General features: G+C 43.8%; 11 protein-coding genes. 1 reads left to right on the forward strand and 10 read right to left on the reverse strand.

Translation table 11 applies throughout. The features are described from left to right. Positions 1-79: 79 nt before the first annotated feature. The 3 genes from gyrA to JMX48_RS04060 all read right to left on the reverse strand — a co-directional run bounded on the left by gyrA (position 80) and on the right by JMX48_RS04060 (position 5,190). Positions 80-2,884 (reverse strand): DNA gyrase subunit A, encoded by a 2,805-nt coding sequence (gene gyrA, locus JMX48_RS04050; RefSeq protein ID WP_201534596.1) that lies wholly within the window; start codon positions 2,882-2,884, stop codon positions 80-82. Between the two features lie 294 nt (positions 2,885-3,178). Beyond that, positions 3,179-3,358 carry a hypothetical protein gene (locus tag JMX48_RS04055; protein WP_201534598.1) on the reverse strand — a complete coding sequence of 60 codons (180 nt, stop codon included), beginning with the start codon at positions 3,356-3,358 and terminating at the stop codon, positions 3,179-3,181. 122 nt (positions 3,359-3,480) lie between these two features. Continuing rightward, the gene (locus JMX48_RS04060; protein WP_201534600.1) at positions 3,481-5,190 is read right to left on the reverse strand and encodes an alpha/beta hydrolase family protein; all 1,710 of its coding nucleotides are present in this window, start codon (positions 5,188-5,190) and stop codon (positions 3,481-3,483) included. 314 nt (positions 5,191-5,504) lie between these two features. Here JMX48_RS04060 and JMX48_RS04065 point away from each other — a divergent pair, with 314 nt between their 5' ends. Next, entirely contained in the window at positions 5,505-6,410 is a 906-nt protein-coding gene (locus JMX48_RS04065; RefSeq protein ID WP_201534602.1) for a methyltransferase domain-containing protein, read from the forward strand. 16 nt (positions 6,411-6,426) lie between these two features. On the opposite strand, the gene JMX48_RS04070 is transcribed toward JMX48_RS04065, so the two are convergent. The 7 genes from JMX48_RS04070 to JMX48_RS04100 all read right to left on the reverse strand — a co-directional run bounded on the left by JMX48_RS04070 (position 6,427) and on the right by JMX48_RS04100 (position 17,234). Then, a complete protein-coding gene (locus tag JMX48_RS04070; protein WP_227687889.1) occupies positions 6,427-7,644 on the reverse strand; it encodes an ABC transporter ATP-binding protein in 1,218 nt (405 codons plus the stop codon). Positions 7,645-7,776: 132 nt separating this feature from the next. Then, complete coding sequence (locus tag JMX48_RS04075; protein ID WP_201534604.1) at positions 7,777-9,453, reverse strand: ABC transporter permease; 1,677 nt, start codon at positions 9,451-9,453, stop codon at positions 7,777-7,779. Positions 9,454-9,756: 303 nt separating this feature from the next. Further along, the gene (locus JMX48_RS04080; protein WP_201534607.1) at positions 9,757-10,896 is read right to left on the reverse strand and encodes an extracellular solute-binding protein; all 1,140 of its coding nucleotides are present in this window, start codon (positions 10,894-10,896) and stop codon (positions 9,757-9,759) included. A 626-nt stretch (positions 10,897-11,522) separates the two neighbouring features. Beyond that, a complete protein-coding gene (locus JMX48_RS04085) occupies positions 11,523-12,260 on the reverse strand; it encodes a 16S rRNA (uracil(1498)-N(3))-methyltransferase (protein ID WP_201534610.1) in 738 nt (245 codons plus the stop codon). Beyond that, the gene (locus JMX48_RS04090; RefSeq protein WP_201534613.1) at positions 12,257-13,909 is read right to left on the reverse strand and encodes a 3-deoxy-D-manno-octulosonic acid transferase; all 1,653 of its coding nucleotides are present in this window, start codon (positions 13,907-13,909) and stop codon (positions 12,257-12,259) included. The genes JMX48_RS04085 and JMX48_RS04090 overlap by 4 nt, the downstream gene beginning before the upstream one ends. Positions 13,910-14,029: 120 nt before the next feature. Further along, entirely contained in the window at positions 14,030-15,508 is a 1,479-nt protein-coding gene (locus JMX48_RS04095) for a tetratricopeptide repeat protein (RefSeq protein ID WP_201534616.1), read from the reverse strand. A 100-nt stretch (positions 15,509-15,608) separates the two neighbouring features. Beyond that, a complete protein-coding gene (locus JMX48_RS04100; protein WP_265088761.1) occupies positions 15,609-17,234 on the reverse strand; it encodes a cardiolipin synthase in 1,626 nt (541 codons plus the stop codon). Positions 17,235-17,501 lie beyond the last annotated feature (267 nt).

Consider the following 17,501-nt stretch of genomic DNA (forward strand, 5'->3'; position numbering starts at 1 on the left):
AAGCCTCCAACGATAACGTCAGAGGCTCTTTTTAGAACAGTTCAGAAAAACTAGACTAGTAAGCTATACACTGAGAGGTTTATTGATCATCATCTATTGTATGATCATTAGCAATATCGACAGCGTCGCTAATATCTGTCGTTGCTGCATGGTCAGTTGCCGCATCAATATCTATTTGCTCTTGACCATCCACATCAAACGTACCATCTTCTCTCATTGCATCGATCAGCTCATCGGCGCTTTCTTCGTTTTCAACACGCGCCATGGAGACCAGTTTCTCATCTTTAGATAAGCGAATCAACGTGACACCCTGAGTATTACGACCAGAACTGGCGACATGCTCGACTGGCGTGCGCACAAGTGTCCCTTTATCTGAAATTAAGATGATATCATCTTCAGGCCCAACTTTAGTGGCACGGACTAGCGCACCATTACGCGCACTGGTCTTGATAGCGATAACGCCGCCACCACCACGATTCTGTGTATTGAACTCATCGATAAAGGTACGTTTACCAAAGCCGTTTTCACAAGCGATTAGAATTTCGCGTACATCATCTTCGATAACGACCAATGACTTGATAAATTCATCACTCGCCAAACGCATACCACGTACACCTTTAGCCGTACGACCCATAGCGCGGGCGTCATTCTCATCAAAACGAATGGCTTTACCACTTGAAGCAAACAACATCACTTCTTGGCTACCATTGGTGATACGAGCACTCACCAATTTATCACCATCTTCTAATCCAACCGCAATTAAGCCATTCGAGCGAATATTGGCAAATTGCTTAAGTTCTACCCGCTTGACCGTGCCATTGGCGGTTGCAAAGAAGACAAAAGGAGGCTCCGCTTCATTGCTCTCTTCTAATAAATCATCATCGTTATCTGTCAATACCACGGTAGATTTCGTAGATATATCTTCTACTATTTTTGGAATTGGCAGTATCGTTGTGACAGTTTCGTCGCCATTCAAACCTATCAGGTTGACCAATGGACGACCACGCGCACCGCGACTGGCAATCGGTACTTCAAAACCACGTAAGCTAAAGACACGTCCACTATCCGTGAAGCACAATACCGTTGCATGCGTTGACGTCACCACCAAATGATCGATCACATCGTCTTCTTTCATCGCGGTTGCAGACTTGCCTTTACCGCCACGTTTTTGCGCAACATAATCGTCAATTGGTTGGGTTTTTGCATAGCCAGTACGCGACACCGTCATGACGACCGTTTGTTCAGGAATCAAATCTTCACGATTAAAGTCAGTACGCGAGTCGATAATATCAGTACGACGCTCATCACCAAAATTATCACGAATCTCAATCATCTCGTTTGAGATAATGGTCATAAGCTTATCAAAATCGCCAAGAATAGACTCTAAATGAGCGATTTCACGCAACAAGTCTTGGTATTCTTCTGTCAATTTATCTTGTTCAAGACCCGTCAAGCGATGCAATTGCATGTCTAAAATCGCATTGACCTGCTCTAATGACAAACGATAACTTTGCTCACCTTCGATTGAGCCATCAATTAAGCCAAAAGGCGCTTTAGGATCTTCGCCTTCGATGAAGTCAGGACGTACTGATTGGCTACCAGCAGCCGTTAGCATCGCAACGACACTACCTGAACCCCATGTGTTATTTAATAAACTTTCACGTGCCAAACCGCGGTTAGCAGAAGCTTTAATCGCTGCAATAATCTCGTCAATATTCGCCAATGCAACGGTCAGACCTTCCAATAAATGACCACGGACGCGTGCTTTATTAAGCTCATAAATTGTACGACGCGTCACCACTTCTTGACGATGACGTACAAACGCGGCAATCAGCTGACGCAAGGTCAATACCTTTGGCTGACCATTATCTAGCGCCACCATATTGATACTGAAACTTGATTCAAGAGGCGTTTGTAGGAACAAGTTATTAACGATAACTTCCGCTGTTTCTCCACGACGCAAATCAATAGCGATACGCATGCCGTCTTTATCAGACTCATCACGAATCTCAGTAATACCTTCGATTTTTTTGTCACGCACCAGCTCTGCGATACGCTCAATCAACTTGGCTTTATTGGTTTGATAAGGCACTTCGGTAAACACAATGCGTTCACGGTCACGGTTGACGCCCGTCTCACTCATCGGCTCAATAATATAACGACCACGTACGTGCAAACGGCCTTTACCGGTACGATAAGCATCTAAAATGCCCGCGCGACCATAGATAATACCGCCTGTGGGAAAATCAGGGCCTGAGATGTGTGACATCAACTCTTCAGCTGAAACTTGTGGGTTATTTGCATAAGCCAAGCAAGCATTGATCACTTCGGTCAAATTATGCGGTGCCATATTAGTCGCCATACCGACGGCAATACCAGTCGCACCATTGACCAATAAGTTCGGAATACGTGCCGGCATAACGCTTGGCATACGCTCAGAACCATCGTAGTTGTCTTCCCAGTCAACCGTGTCTTTGTCTAGATCAGCAAGCATCTGGTGGGTCAGCTTGGTCATACGTACTTCGGTATAACGCATCGCTGCCGGTGGATCATCATCAATCGAACCAAAGTTACCTTGACCATCGACCATCGGATAACGCAGGCTAAAATCCTGTGCCATCCGCACAATCGCATCATATACGGCGCTATCGCCATGTGGGTGATATTTACCGATGACATCGCCGACCACACGGGCCGATTTTTTATAAGGTTTGTTGTAATCGTTAGATAGCACATGCATGGCGTACATGACACGGCGGTGTACAGGTTTGAACCCATCACGCACATCAGGTAGCGCACGCGAGACGATCACGCTCATCGCATAATCCAAATAGGATTGCTTTAGTTCATCTACAATGCCAATAGGACTGACCGATTCGCTCATATACACTCCTTCACTCACATTCTTTTTCTAATGTTGACACTGTTGCTAAAGATATTCACGAACTATACAAAAATATAGCTGCATCAATGCGCAGCTAATATTCAAAATATAGACCATAAAAAGCACTACTCAACGTGCAAAACAATAGGAAAATGGCGATAGTTTTAATGTTTAATAAAAGAAGCTATTTTAGCACAAAATTGCTGATTTAGGGGCATCTGACTGTCATTAAAATCAAGGAAAACAGCTCATTAGCCATGATATTCTGGCTAATTCACATCCCCTAAACATATATCAGTGACAAGTTCGTTTTGATTGACTAATTTTGCCGTTTTTACAGACGAATTTACCGTCTGCTGAGCAGTGAGATACTCCGCCCATTTTGCCCGAGCAAGGGGTGTTTTGTGCCTGTGCTTGGCTGATAGGGAGCGTAATAAAGGCAAATGCCAGTAGTGACAACATCATTGATTTCATATTTTTTCTCTCATCAATTATTGAAAACACTTATTTAGCGAAGGAGATTCATAAAAAAACTGCACCCAACGGATACAGTTCTCTGATATTGAAAAGACCGTTACATTCAAGTCTAGACCATATTAAGTGGCTTTAAATTCTTGATTAAAGAATTCACGTGTTGCTTGCGTACAGGCAGTGCTGACGAGACCACCATGATAATTAGCTAATACTGCTGCTCCTGCTGCTTGTACTAACGTGGCTTGATCCGTAACCCCTGCGGCTTGAGCCGCTGCGATGGCTTTATTCTGAACCGCTGTCAAGTTAGCAGAAAATCCACCTTGAACTTTATCAAGTACAGTCGTTGCCATCCATGGATTGCTCATGGCACTACCGATCGAAGTCACTGCCCCGCGATTGCCTCTTGTATCGACATCTAGTACCGTGACATTGAGATTAGCAGCTGGCGCTGTACTTGCTTGTTGTATGATGGCAGTCATTGATCCTGTGTTTATATCATAATAAACGGTTGGATCTTGATTACCGCCACATAATAGCGTTGGCATTTTGGGTATATAACCGCGCAGATCATTGTCTTTTAAGGCTTTGCGTAAATTATTTTTTGGATTTTCGGCAGGCAATACACCTGTACCAGCTATTAGGCTATCTTGGTTTTGTAGCGCATCACTAACGTAAGCGGCGCGGAAATCCGTTTTTATCAGATATTTATCATCATCAAACCCTAAGAATGCAAAAGGTAAATTGCTGGCTGGTAATTGATCAAGTATCGCATTATTGGTAGGTTTTGACTGAAAGAGCGCGTTATCTGGCAATTTACCTTCATTGACCAACTCACCAAAAGTTTTCATACTTGGCACCTGAGTATCAGCATACTGTGCCGAAAAGATATCTGATGGACTATTATAGATATTCTTATACTTTTTTTGCATGCCTTCTGCCAATAATGGAGAGAAGCGAGTCGCGCCGATATTCACATTACCTGCAAAGATTGCATCACCAAACGCGGCTAGCGCATAAGGGCCCGATGAAGGTGCAATCGCTGTAACTGGTCTGTTTTGTTTCTCTAACAATCTAGCGGTTGCCATGGCTACATGTCCACCTTGAGAGTAACCGCTAACAAACAACGCACCAGAATCATCAATATTGGTGTAATCGGTATCGTTCACCAGCTTTTGCTGCCTAATAATATCGCGGGCGCCGTCTAACGCATCGACCATATCAGTTGATTGTTGTTCTGCAACGAGATAGGGATGATAATCAAGATCAGATTTATCATAACCAGCATAGTTTGGCGCAACCACGATATAGCCTTGTGCGGCAAAGTTTGCGGCAATCAATGTCGCTTCACTAACTGCTGGATTTTTAGGATTGCCCACTTGGCTGAAATCATAACCTTTATCGGTGGTGGTACCATGAGCATAAAGCAATATGGGTCGATCGCCTTTACAGTCAACACTATCACCACTTGGCAACATCAATGCGGCTGTCGCATTAGTACGCTCGCCTGCCGCCCCTACTGTCGGATAGTTCACTTTCTCGATTTTGATACCGCATTTAGCAGCAGGCGTGCCTGTATTAGTTAAGCCAAAGCCCTTGTCTATTTGAGCAACACTAAATGAGCCAATCGTTTCAACGGTCGTATCGGAGGACGTAAATCTTTCGTCATCATCATCTCCGCAACCAACCAGCAGCAAACTACTGGCAATGGCGACCGACAATAAGCAGCGTGACATCTTTGGTTGGGTTGGTTGATTAATAATGACAGAGGTTAAGAGAGGCGTATTGGTCGCTGTTCTGGTGCTTGTACCAGTAGCAGATTTGGATTTTATCATCGTTACTATCCTTAGCAATGTTAGATGAGTCGGTTGCCGAGAGTCCTTGGCAATAGATAATTTCAATTTGGCAAATACTTTTAATCATTCTTCTTAAACATTCTTTAGTAAAACGTACATAATAATAATTGTTACTTAAACCTTACTATACTATTTATACCGTAAAAAATGATGAAAAGCTACTGAGAAACATGCACTTGATAGCATTTTTCATGGTATAAAAAATACTTCCTGCTATCGAACCAATTCTAGCTTAGCGTTCGTCTTTGTTGTACGATATGCCAAAATATAATCCTGTTACAGATAATCTCACTATGAAAACGAGCCATCAAAATATAAGTAAAAATGACACGCAATCGATAGACACGACACCGCAGGTAACGCAAGCAGAAGAGACGCGTACTGACCGCAATTTCGATACCATTGCTGATCATTTTGAAAAGAAGGTTTACGGCGGCCTAAAAGGTGAAATTCGCTTGGCTGTTTTACGCCGTGATATTTTTGAATATAGCGTAGAGATGAGTAAAAGTCTTGGACGACCGTTACGTATTTTAGATGTGGGCGCAGGGCTTGCTCAGATTGCCATTGAGCTTGCCACTCAAGGTCATACTGTGGTCATCAATGATATTTCAGCCAATATGCTTGAGAAAGCAAAAGCGAGCGCAGCACAGATTAATACAGACCTTGATATAACGTGGTATGTTTGCCCCTATCAAGCGCTGACAGATAAGCTGGCTAAAGACCATGAAATAAAGAATAGTGATAATACTGTTAAAAGCGACGCAAAGTTTGATTTGATCATGTCGCATGCCTTACTCGAATGGCTCGCAGATCCTGCCAGCGTCATGGACTTTTTTGATCAGCATTTGGCAGATAATGGCGCACTCTCTTTATGTTTTTATAATCCCGCCAGCTTTGATTATCGTAACCTGATTATGGGTAACTTTAATTTGCTCGATAACACCGAGTATAAAGCGGATAATAAAAAAAGCCTGACGCCCAATTATCCTGTTGCTAAAGAAGAGGTAGCCTCTTGGTTGGCAGCCCATCATTACCAAACCGTGCTCACCAGTGGTCTGCGTGTCTTTCATGATTATGCACCGCTCAAACGTGGCGGTCATAATGATCCAGATGCCGTGATACGAATGGAGCTACGTTACTCACAACAAGAGCCTTATAAATGGCTGGGACGTTATTTGCATATCATGGCAGCTCGGTAAGGACGCTTGATAACCTCTACTTTACTGCTTCAATTCTCTCTGACCGATCATACTCTGACCAAGTCGTGGCATTGATCTCTTTTTCATCAAATACCACGATATGTTCTAGTATGGGTAAGATGCCAATCTGAGATCCAATTTCATGATTATGATGACTGGCGACTAAAGATAATACGGTTTGCCCATCATCGAGTTGTAAGCGATACAAATAATTGGCACCGCGAAAGACACGGCCAATCACTAAAGCCGTCTGCGTGCTGTCGTCGTCATGAATGATATCATCAGGACGCACGAGTACTTTGATTGGCGTGCCATTGGGATAATCATATTTACAATATTGCGGCTGTCCTGATTCATCGTGGACTTCCATGCGTCGATAGATATCACCTAATGCCGTCTCAACACGACCCTCTTTGATAATACCGTCTATCATTGCGCCTTCGCCTACAAACTCAGCAACAAAAGGATTGATTGGCTCATGATATAGCTCGCTTGGAGTCGCCCACTGTACCAGCTTACCTTTATCCATGACCCCTACTTTGTCCGCGAGTGCAAACGCTTCGTTTTGGTCATGAGTCACCAAAATAGCGGTGGTATTGGTGCGTTTGAGAATATCACGAACATTCATTGCCAACGATTCGCGTAGCACCACATCCAAATTAGAAAACGGCTCATCCAGTAGCAATAATTTAGGCTTTGGTGCTAATGCGCGTGCTAACGCAACCCTTTGTTGCTGTCCACCTGACAGCTCATTGGGGCGTTTATCGGCATGCTCCGTTAATTCAACCAGACTTAGCATTTCTGCAACACGGGCTTTTTTGTCAGCGGCAGACCATTTATTCAGACCAAAAGCAATATTTTTTGCCACACTCAGATGCCCAAAAAGCGCATAATCCTGAAACACCATGCCCATGCCACGTTTGGCTGGTGCTACCGTGAATGCATTGCCAGCAGTTTTATCAGTGAGATACTGATCATTTAGGACAATGGTGCCGCCGCGACTCTGCTCCAACCCTGCAAGCGCTCGTAGCGCCGTGGTCTTTCCACAACCGCTATAACCCAAAAAGCAACCAATCTCGCCTTGTTGCAACTCGAATGAGAGTCCATTGACGATGATCGTATCGTCATAGCCTACGATTAAATCTTGCACACTAAAGTAAGCATCGGTAGCATTTATCGACTTGGTAGTTATTGATTTAGACTTTGGTGAGACTTTAATTGAATCCGTATACATAGACGATACCCGTTAGCTATTCGTGAACAAAACCCACAGATAAGACAGTAAAAACCATAATAAAAGCAAGGCAGAAGTAAGGAGGACATTGACTGTGTCAGATTTTATTTAAGCGCTTTTTAAAAGTCGCTTTTATCCTTGCTTATCACTTTGACGCAGTAATATCCAAACAGGTAACAGTCCAACCAGCACAATCAATAAGCTTGGCAACGCTGCCCGTCCCCACATGCCCTCACTGGTCATCTCAAATACTCGCACTGCAAGCGTATCCCAACCTTGTCGCCGCGTCATTAATGTAATCGGCATCTCTTTCATCACTTCGACAAAACCCATCAATAAAGCCGTCAATACGCCAGGGCTAAGCACGGGCAACATCACCTGTCGCCATCGCTGATAAGGACTGTCACTAAGCAATTTGGCCGCAGCTTCTTGATTGACCGTCAAGCGCTGTAACTGTCGATCCACTGGTTGAAAACTGACTGTCATAAAGCGCGTTGATAGCGCGAGTAGCATAACAATCACACTGCCTGATAGCACTTGCTTTGAGATAATCCCAAAGGCAATCATTTGATTGTCCAGCCAAGCGATAGGAATAAATATTCCCACTGCCAAAACCGTACCTGGCACCACATAACCCAAATTGGCCAACGTGGTCATCAGCTTGGTCAATTTATCAGGGTATTGTCGTTTAATCCACGCGATAATAATTGCCAAAAAAGCAATGAAAAGCGTGGTCATACTAGCGATCATCAAGCTATTGGTCACAAACTCAATATAACGTGCATCAAAATCTTGCCGAAAATTCAATGCAGTCCAGTAGATCAGCTGCAAAAAAGGTATTAAGAAGGCAATTGCAAATACTAGCGTACACAGTAAGGTCATGGCCAGTTTGTTAAACGTATTGGTTTCAAAACGTTGGCTGCTGCCTTGAGTGACCGAACTACCACGCCTTGCTTGCCAATACTGCTCAAACAAGACCACGATAAAGACCACACCGATTAATAGAGCGGCTAACTGCGCTGCCGTCGTCAAACTAAAGAAACCAAACCATGCTTTATAAATAGCCGTGGTAAAGGTGTCGACATTGAATACCGAAACCGCGCCAAAATCTGCCAATGTTTCCATGCTTGCCAACAACAACCCGCCAATGATCCACGGTAACGCTTGCGGCAACGCTAGCCGAAAAAATACTCGGCTACGGCTGAGACCCAGCATTTGCCCCGCTTCTATCGCACGCCTGCCTTGCGACAGAAATGCTTGACGCGCCAGCAAATAGACGTACGGATAAAACGCCAACGATAATACTAAGCCTGCGCCCCATACATTGCGTACCGACGGAATCGCAGTATCAATGCCTAAATCCCGCAAGCCCGTTTGTAATGGCCCGCTAAAATCAACAATGCCGACGGTGACAAACGCCAATACATAAGCTGGCATGGCAAGCGGTAACATCAGTGCCCATGAAAAAAACCGCTGTCCTGGGAAGCGGTACATACTGGTCACCCAAGCAAGCGCAGTACCAATAGTGCCAGAAATCACCATAACCATCGACAATAAAATCGCGGTGTTTTTGAGCACTTGCGGTAGCACATAATCTGCCATGTGCGTCCAGATATCTGCCACTGGTTGCGTCCATGACAGCAGCACGATCAAAATTGGCACAAGCATAAACAACGAAATCAGTCCTAAGACTGATTTTGAGAGAATACGTTTAAGGATAGTGCGGTCTTGACTGACCGCTTGTTTATCATTAACACTGCCATTAACTGTATCGTTTTGACTAACAGACGCATCTGGCGTTGTGATCATATTATTATTACCGTGTCAGTCGCATAAAGACCTTGCCTCTACCAATCTCAAAAACACAATGAGCGCTCTCGAACTTATTCAAGTTACTATAGTCAGTTCAGTATAAAAACGATACACGGTTTACAGCATAAATCTGGTATTTATGCTTCTTGCTTACTGTGCGCCTCACACTCCAGAGGCTACAAAAAATCAATACCAGTTGTACTGTCTCGCCTTTAGGTGGACTTAACGATAGTATCAAAACTTGTCTTTTAGCGACTGACGTTTTTGAGAATGGTACTAATAATGATTACTGGAAGTTTTCTATTTATAGCCTGCTTTGTCCATCATTTGAATCGCTTGGGTTTGTAGCTCACCAAATTTTTGTACATTGATATCATCTTTCTTGAATTCACCCCACGATCTGAGCATTTCTGACTCGTCAACGCCTTCTTTGACTGGGAATTCTTTGTCTGAGCTGGCATAGAGACCTTGCGCTTTATCAGATGACAACCATTCAATTAGTTTAAGCGTGCCATCTGCATTGTCTGAACTGGCAACCACACCGGCTCCAGATATGTTTACGTGCGTACCAGTCGTGCCTTGGTTTGCCCAAAATAGCTTCACAGGGAAGTTAGGCTGCTCATCGAGTAAGCGACCATAGTAGTAACTGTTAGACAATCCTACTTCGCACTGACCAGCAGCGATGGCTTTTAACATACTGGTATCATCACTGAAGACATCAGTGGCCAGATTAGCAACCCAGCCACGAATGACTGCTTCGGTTTTTTCTTCACCTAAGTTTTCAATCATACTGGCAACCAATGACTGGTTATACACAGAGTTTGACGTGCGTAAACAAAGCTTGCCTTTCCACTTTGGATCAGCCAAATCTGCATAAGTCGATAATTGGTCGGGCGTGACTTTGCTTGGGTCATACATAATAGTACGTGCACGCAACGATAGACCCGTCCATAGGCCTTCTGGGTCACGATATTTTGCAGGAACATTCGCCTCCAAAATTTCTGAAGCCACTGGTTGAAGTAGACCTTGCTGCGCGGCTTGCCATAAATTACCAGCATCAACTGTCAAAAGCATATCGGCTGGCGTATTTTTGCCCTCCGCTTGCAAGCGTGCCATCAGTGGACCATTTTTATCAGTCACCAGTTCAATATTGACACCTGTCTCTTCAGTATAACGATCTAGCAGAGGCTTAATTAACTGCTCGTTACGTGATGAGTAGATAGTAATGGTATTAGTATCATCGCTGGTAGCACCATCACTGGCAGCACTATTATTCACAGTGCCTTCCTCAGTACTAACCGCTGACGCATCTGCATCCACGCTCTCTTCTGTCGTAGACGAATTGCTACAGCCAGCTAGACCCAGCATCATGCCAAATACGGCAACTGATAAGGTGAGCTTGCTGGCAGTTAAGTTGGCAGTGACGGTATTCAATGACATGGTTTTCCCCATAATGGTGCTATAAATAATGATGCTATAAAAAGGTGAAATAAATGGCCAAATAAAACAGTACTACCAATCGATATATCGACCACTCATCATTGAGATTGATAAGACCAGAATGCATGAAAACAACATACTAATGCAAATGAGATTAACTATCAATACATTTATGTCTCTCAGAAATCGCTACATTATTTGTGATCGAACTGACTGTTTAATAGGGTGTGTCCTCATTTTAAAAATGGCCATAAAAATGAGATAAATTGCCGTCGAACAAGGAAAATAGCGCAAATAATATCGGGATATTAATCAGTTATTTGACGATGTTTGGCAAAATTTAGCCATTTTTAGCCCATTTATAGTCGAAGCACTCTAAAAACGCTACGGTACTGCTGATATCAATTTTTTGCAGCCTCTGTCTGCGCAGGCACAGCAAGCAAGAAAAATTGATAGCAGTAGTCCGTGATGTATCGATATTGGTTTTGACTGATTATAGATACAATCGCTTAAATTGAGGACACGCCCTAGCCAAATCTATGGCCCTGAATGTTAATGGATTTATAAAACCTTCAATTGATTTGTCGCTATGTTGCTATGTCACTTTGTTTTACAGTAGCCATATTTTATAGCAGCCATTGCCCCAAAAGGACATTAACGGCCGCTTCCGTACGCAGTATACGCGGGCCTATATGCACAGCCTCACAACCTTGGGCAGCAAGTAATCCTACCTCATAATCAATCCAGCCCCCTTCAGCACCAATAAAAACCAGACTCGGCAGAGCGAACGTTGGCTGGTTTTGCGAAGAGTGCTTTTGTAAATACTGGGCAAACGACTGCTGACTATAAGGATGCGCCACGATAGCGCGATCGATTATCAAATGCGACAATTCATCTTCGACAAAGGGCTTAAAGCGTTTTCTTAGGCTAATTCGAGGTGCTATCGTATCAACGCCTTGTTGCAGTCCTTCTAATACAAACTCGTCAAGGCGCTCAAGCATCGGGCTTTGCCAATAGCTTTTTTGCGTGCGATAGCTATTGATAAGAATGATATCGGCTACACCAATTGCGGTCATATCCATAATCAAGCGGCGCAGCACTTTTGGTCGAGGTAGGGCCAATATAACTGTCAAGTCCAGCTTAGTGGGCGGTGCAATAGTGAGCTGGACGTCACGCAATTGAATGCATTCAGGTGTCATACTATCAATGATTGCCGTGCCTAAGTGACCGCCAATCTGACCAATTTTAAGGGTGTCACCAACGGCTGCACCCAATATGTTATTCACATGATTGATCTGCGGCAATGCAGTGAGTTGAGCAGTATCTTGAAGGACATTTTCCGCTGTTAGTAATAGACAGTTCATAAAATCTCGCGGGTGGAGTGTTGCTCAATAACACTGGTAATCATGGCAAATTGACGAGTCAATACTGCTTGCTGCTGCCTCGTCATCTGCTCGCCAGCTTGTCCAGCCAATTGCGCCAATTCTAGATGCTTAAACCAAGACATTAGCTGCTGGTAAATAAGTGTCTGATCGTCATTATTATTGGCAGAGGGCTTACGAGAGGACTTTTGATATGTATTTGACGTATTAAGTATGCCGACTTGCTCCTCTACACGAGCAAGTCCATCTATCGCCACTTTTTCTAAAGCACTTTTATCTATAGCCATTTTTTCTATAATAGCGGGACGATAAAAAGTATTGTGCGGCTGATATAACGCGCCTACCTCAGACAGTTTATCTACCACACTTTGACAAGACTGCGTGTAGCATCCCATTATCACAGGCGTTGCTACACTTGCTGGCTCAACGGGATTATGCCCACCAACATCAACCAACGAGCCACCCACTAGCGCCACATCGGCTAATGCGTACCATGTCATCAGCTCACCCATACTATCCGCTAGATAGACTTGCGTGTCTACGTTAATGGTTTCATCTGTACTACGCCGTACCATTTTTAATGTCGTCTTTTGGATAAGTTCGGCTACTTCATCGAAACGCTCAGGGTGTCTTGGCACGATGATTAACAACGTATTCGCTAGCGCTGGATCAGACAATAATTGCTGATGTAGGGCCAGCACTGTGTCTTCTTCGCCGTTATGCGTGCTTGCCGCTACCCAAATAGATCGCCCTACCACACCCAGCTTATCTGCCAGTTTGGTCTTCCGATTTGGTATGTCATGACGATCATATTTTTTGCTTATATCAACGTCTTTATTAGCAACCTTAGGCGTATTAATGACCCACTTTAACGAGCCTGCCACCCGAATTTGTGCGCTATGCGCTCCCAATTGCCGAAAACGTTTCGCTGATTCATTGTCTTGCGCGATAATTAACGTTAGGTTCTTCATCATACTCCCGCTGACAGCACCAATCTTTTGATAACTCTTAAAAGAAGAGGCTGACAGCCGACCATTGACTAAAATACTGGGAATACGGTTCTTAGACAGTTTGGTTAAAATATTTGCCCACAGCTCTGTCTCTACAAACAAAGCCGCTACTGGTTGTACATGCGCCAAAAAGCGTTCAATCACCGCTGGACTGTCAACAGGGACATAACTGTGACTCATTCGACCGTGAGCAATGTCAGCAGCGAAACGACTAGCACCGCGGGCAAACCCTGTTTGTGTGGTATTGGTCAGCCATATTTTATAGCCATCAGCCAACAAGGCATCCAATAAAGGGGCGACGGTATTGGTCTCACCCAATGAGACAGCATGGCACCAGATCACGCCTTTATTAGCGTGAGGCACATCATTCACAACCGTCGTATCAAGCGCAGGCTGAACCGATGGACGTGATGGATAATTTTTACCAAATCGCTGCTCAACTTCTTGTCGATAATTATCACGCTTATGTGAGCGTCGCCATACTTGCAGTCGATATAACGGCTTGAGCAAACCGATAGCAAACTGATAATAAAGGGGTGATGTATAAACAGGGCGGCTGGATGACGACGCAGAATCAGTCGACTTTGGAGAAGGGTCAGATGGCGTATGAAAAGATGGCATGAAGCAGCCCAGATTAGTAATGAATCAAATAATAGAAACGTGGCGGTCACAAACGCGCCAATTCTACCTGAATTTAGCGCCCAACGATAAGCTTTTAAGAGCAATTTACCATAAAATTTTTTAGACAAGAATCAATATCAATATCGCTATCACGGCTATCGCACCGATCAATATTTGATAGCGCTTGACGCTGTGTTGCTCCTGCTTTTGTGTAGTGATTAAAGCTTGTGCTTGCTGCCAATTCATGACTAAATCTGCTGCTTCGGCATGACCGTTTTTGGCCGCTTGCTCTAGCCAATATTTGCCGTTAGCTATGTCTTGCGTGACGCCTATGCCTTGATAGTACATCCTACTTAGTAAACGCTGGGCACGACTGTCATCTTTACTGGCTGCTTTTTTGATCCATTCAATACCAGATTCTTTACCAGCAATTTTGTCCACTTCTAGGCCTTCATCAAGTAATTCATACATGGCTAAACGCAACATAGCAGCAGTATGGTCAGCATGGGCGGCTTTTTGTAATTTCAACAACGCTTGCTTTTTTGCCGTCAAATGATTTTCTGAAAATGCAATTTGTGCACGAGGCTTGTTTTGTTTGGCAATGTGCTGCTCAAACTGGTCCAATACTTTGCAAGCTTGCTGGTACTCAGTGTTGTCAGCTGTTTGCACGACTTCAATGTCATCTAGCTCTATCAGCAGCTGCGTAAACATCTCTGGTGTTGGCGGAGTTTTTAATGAATGGATAGGTTTGGTTGAAGGAGTAGGTTTTATTAATATAGGATTTTCTGGTGCTGTATTGGTTAACGGTGGCTCTACTATAGACGGCTCAGGCTTATATTGAGTTTCTGGTTCAGATAAATTCGCTGCTACCTCATTGACGCTTGTTTTATCTAACGGCTGAGCAATAGTTTTCGCTTTATTGGTGTTTGAATAAATATCGGTTTTTATGCTGGCATCTGCATCAATATTTTGAATAGGTTGCTGTAAAGTAGCCTTCAACACTTGGTTATCAGGCTCATTTGATAACCTTTTATTTGGTAACCTTGCACTGACTGCCTGATATAAGCCGCTGGCCACTTGACCACCCTGCACCGCCTCAAACTGCCGATCGATATGACCAAACAAACGCAAGCCTATTGGCTCTAAGGCAAAAAATACAGACGTATCAGTATTATTTATAGCGCTATTTTCAACACCATCGCGATAAACGACCGCCATGTGCTGATAAAAATTATCGGTGGCTAAAAGTAACTCAGGATAACGTTTACGCAGCTCAAATTGTCCATACCAATGCGGCGTATTGTGCCATTGCTGCGCCAATACTCGTCCTGCATAAAATGCCAAAAATACCATAAAATTACGGTAGCGCTCATCGAGCAATAGCGCCTGTTCATCGGTGCTATTCACTTTCATCAGATCACGGCGTATCTGTGACAACAGCGTATCGACTCGCTGCAAACTTGCTAGCGACTCATCCAACACGCACTCACGCAGCTCAGCTTCATAAACAATACCGCCTGCAATAGGACGCTCAGCTAGGAAATCTTGCCAATAACCTACTGCGATATAATCAAGGGGCGTTAAGAGCGGTGCAGACATAGACAAGCGCGTCCTTTTTGCTAAAAATTTAATGGTAGTGTTAATAAAACGAATACGGCAATAAACATCACTAGGTTACCTTAACCTAAAAGGTAAAGCGCTACAATAAAGGACTAAACAAGCGCACTACATTATCAAACAAACGCGCCGATCCACGGCGCTGCTGCCATTCCTCTAAACCCAAAAACCGGCAGTTTTGTAAATAAACCTCTTGGCAATCTGCCACTTGGGCTACCATCTCTGGCGTATAAATCGCCAAGCTGACTTCCATGTTTAGATAAAAACTGCGCATGTCGATATTCACAGTACCAAATATACAATAATCTTCATCGATGACCACCGTTTTAGCATGCAACAGTCCTCCTTTAAACAAAGCAATCGTTACGCCCGCCTCAAGCAATTCTTGATAATATGCTTGTGATGCATGCTGCACAAGGAATGAGTCGACCTTTTCGGGGACAATAATCGTCACTTTGACGCCGCGTTTGGCTGCTATCGTCAGTGCCCCTGACAACGCTTCATCGGGTACAAAATATGGCGTGGTAATGCAAATGCTCTTGTTAGCACGATGAATAACAGTTACCAACGTATTATAGATCACATGGGCAGTCACGCGTGGTGCTGAGGGTATCAGTTGTGCCAAAACCCCTTCCACAACAGGCATTTTCGGTATCACAATCGATGTGGAGCCAATATCTGGCTGCCCGTGATAATCAACACTTTTTCCTAATACTTTTACCCGACTGTTTAAATCATTAATAGTCGGATCCATCACATATAGCTTACGAGTATAGCTGTTTACTTTATGATGAAGTGCGTCTAGATTTTCGTTGTTTTCTGCACCGATATCTGTCGCCACTAACTTTGCCATAGCAGTAGTAATACTAATGGATTGTTCACTGGTCGTGCGTATCGCCACATCAATCCACTGTCCGACGTTTTTATTTTGTTTAAAAAATCGTGGATCAACCAAGTTAAAACTACCGATATAACCAATGCATTCATCAATGACCACAATTTTACGATGATTGCGCAAATCAGAGCGCTTAAACAGCGTCTTAAACAAACCTACTGGCAGCGACTGATGAACAAAGACACCCGCTCGCTCCAATGTACGATGCGCACTACTGTTAAAAAAGCTAAAACTCCCCACACTATCAGCCAATATGTGACAATCTACACCACGCTGCGCCGCGGCCGATAACGCATCTATCACGTCTAATGTCTGTCCTTTAGGATAAACAATGTAAAACTCCATTAAAATAGTACGCTGTGCTGCATTGATATCCTCAATCAATCCTTTGAAAATAGAATTGGGATCGGTCAATAACTGCATTTTATGTTCGGGGAATACTCCAAGTCCTGTCCAGCGCGTGCCTATTTGACTAACACCACGATAATTGTCTGGCAGTAGCTCTTGCCCTTGATCAAAAACCAAATGCTCACGTTTTGCCATATCATTCATCATGACGCTTGCTTGATCTACCCGCTCACGATAGCGCCGTCCAATCATCGGCTCACCCAGCAAAAGGTAGGCGATAAACCCAAAAAGAGGCACTGTATAAAGTATCGCAACCCAAGCAATCGACACACCGATATTGCGCTGCACCGATACAATCCGTAGCGTCATTACTATCATCAAAACGATGTGTAATACCAACCCTAACCCTGCAAAGTCTCCCCAAGACCATGTGGTAAAGGTATGCTCAATAGTAGAAGTATCTATACCTGCCTCCGTCGATCAACATAAAAAATAAAGCGTAATTGTTAAAGCATAAGTAGTATAGTGGCTTTTAGCGACCAAACAACACTTAACCGTAATAAATGTCTTTTTAGCAACACGACTAGCGGCCTGACTCAGCTACTGTCATTAACGGCCTTGAGACTGTCTTTTTAATTATTTACTGGAATTGTTAAAATACTATTTGACAGCCATGTGTAAATCTATATAATACACACCCACAGCAAGGGGACTTAATTAAGTTCTGTGTTG

This window comes from Psychrobacter immobilis, assembly GCF_904846225.1.
Classification (GTDB): domain Bacteria; phylum Pseudomonadota; class Gammaproteobacteria; order Pseudomonadales; family Moraxellaceae; genus Psychrobacter; species Psychrobacter immobilis_F.

Bases quoted from the DNA above. Each gene is read 5' to 3' on its own strand.
- gyrA (WP_201534596.1), bottom strand. From the start codon at position 2,884: ATGAGCGAATCGGTCAGTCCTATTGGCATTGTAGATGAACTAAAGCAA.
- JMX48_RS04055 (WP_201534598.1), bottom strand. From the start codon at position 3,358: ATGAAATCAATGATGTTGTCACTACTGGCATTTGCCTTTATTACGCTC.
- JMX48_RS04060 (WP_201534600.1), bottom strand. From the start codon at position 5,190: ATGATAAAATCCAAATCTGCTACTGGTACAAGCACCAGAACAGCGACC.
- JMX48_RS04065 (WP_201534602.1), top strand. From the start codon at position 5,505: ATGAAAACGAGCCATCAAAATATAAGTAAAAATGACACGCAATCGATA.
- JMX48_RS04070 (WP_227687889.1), bottom strand. From the start codon at position 7,644: ATGTATACGGATTCAATTAAAGTCTCACCAAAGTCTAAATCAATAACT.
- JMX48_RS04075 (WP_201534604.1), bottom strand. From the start codon at position 9,453: ATGATCACAACGCCAGATGCGTCTGTTAGTCAAAACGATACAGTTAAT.
- JMX48_RS04080 (WP_201534607.1), bottom strand. From the start codon at position 10,896: ATGTCATTGAATACCGTCACTGCCAACTTAACTGCCAGCAAGCTCACC.
- JMX48_RS04085 (WP_201534610.1), bottom strand. From the start codon at position 12,260: ATGAACTGTCTATTACTAACAGCGGAAAATGTCCTTCAAGATACTGCT.
- JMX48_RS04090 (WP_201534613.1), bottom strand. From the start codon at position 13,909: ATGCCATCTTTTCATACGCCATCTGACCCTTCTCCAAAGTCGACTGAT.
- JMX48_RS04095 (WP_201534616.1), bottom strand. From the start codon at position 15,508: ATGTCTGCACCGCTCTTAACGCCCCTTGATTATATCGCAGTAGGTTAT.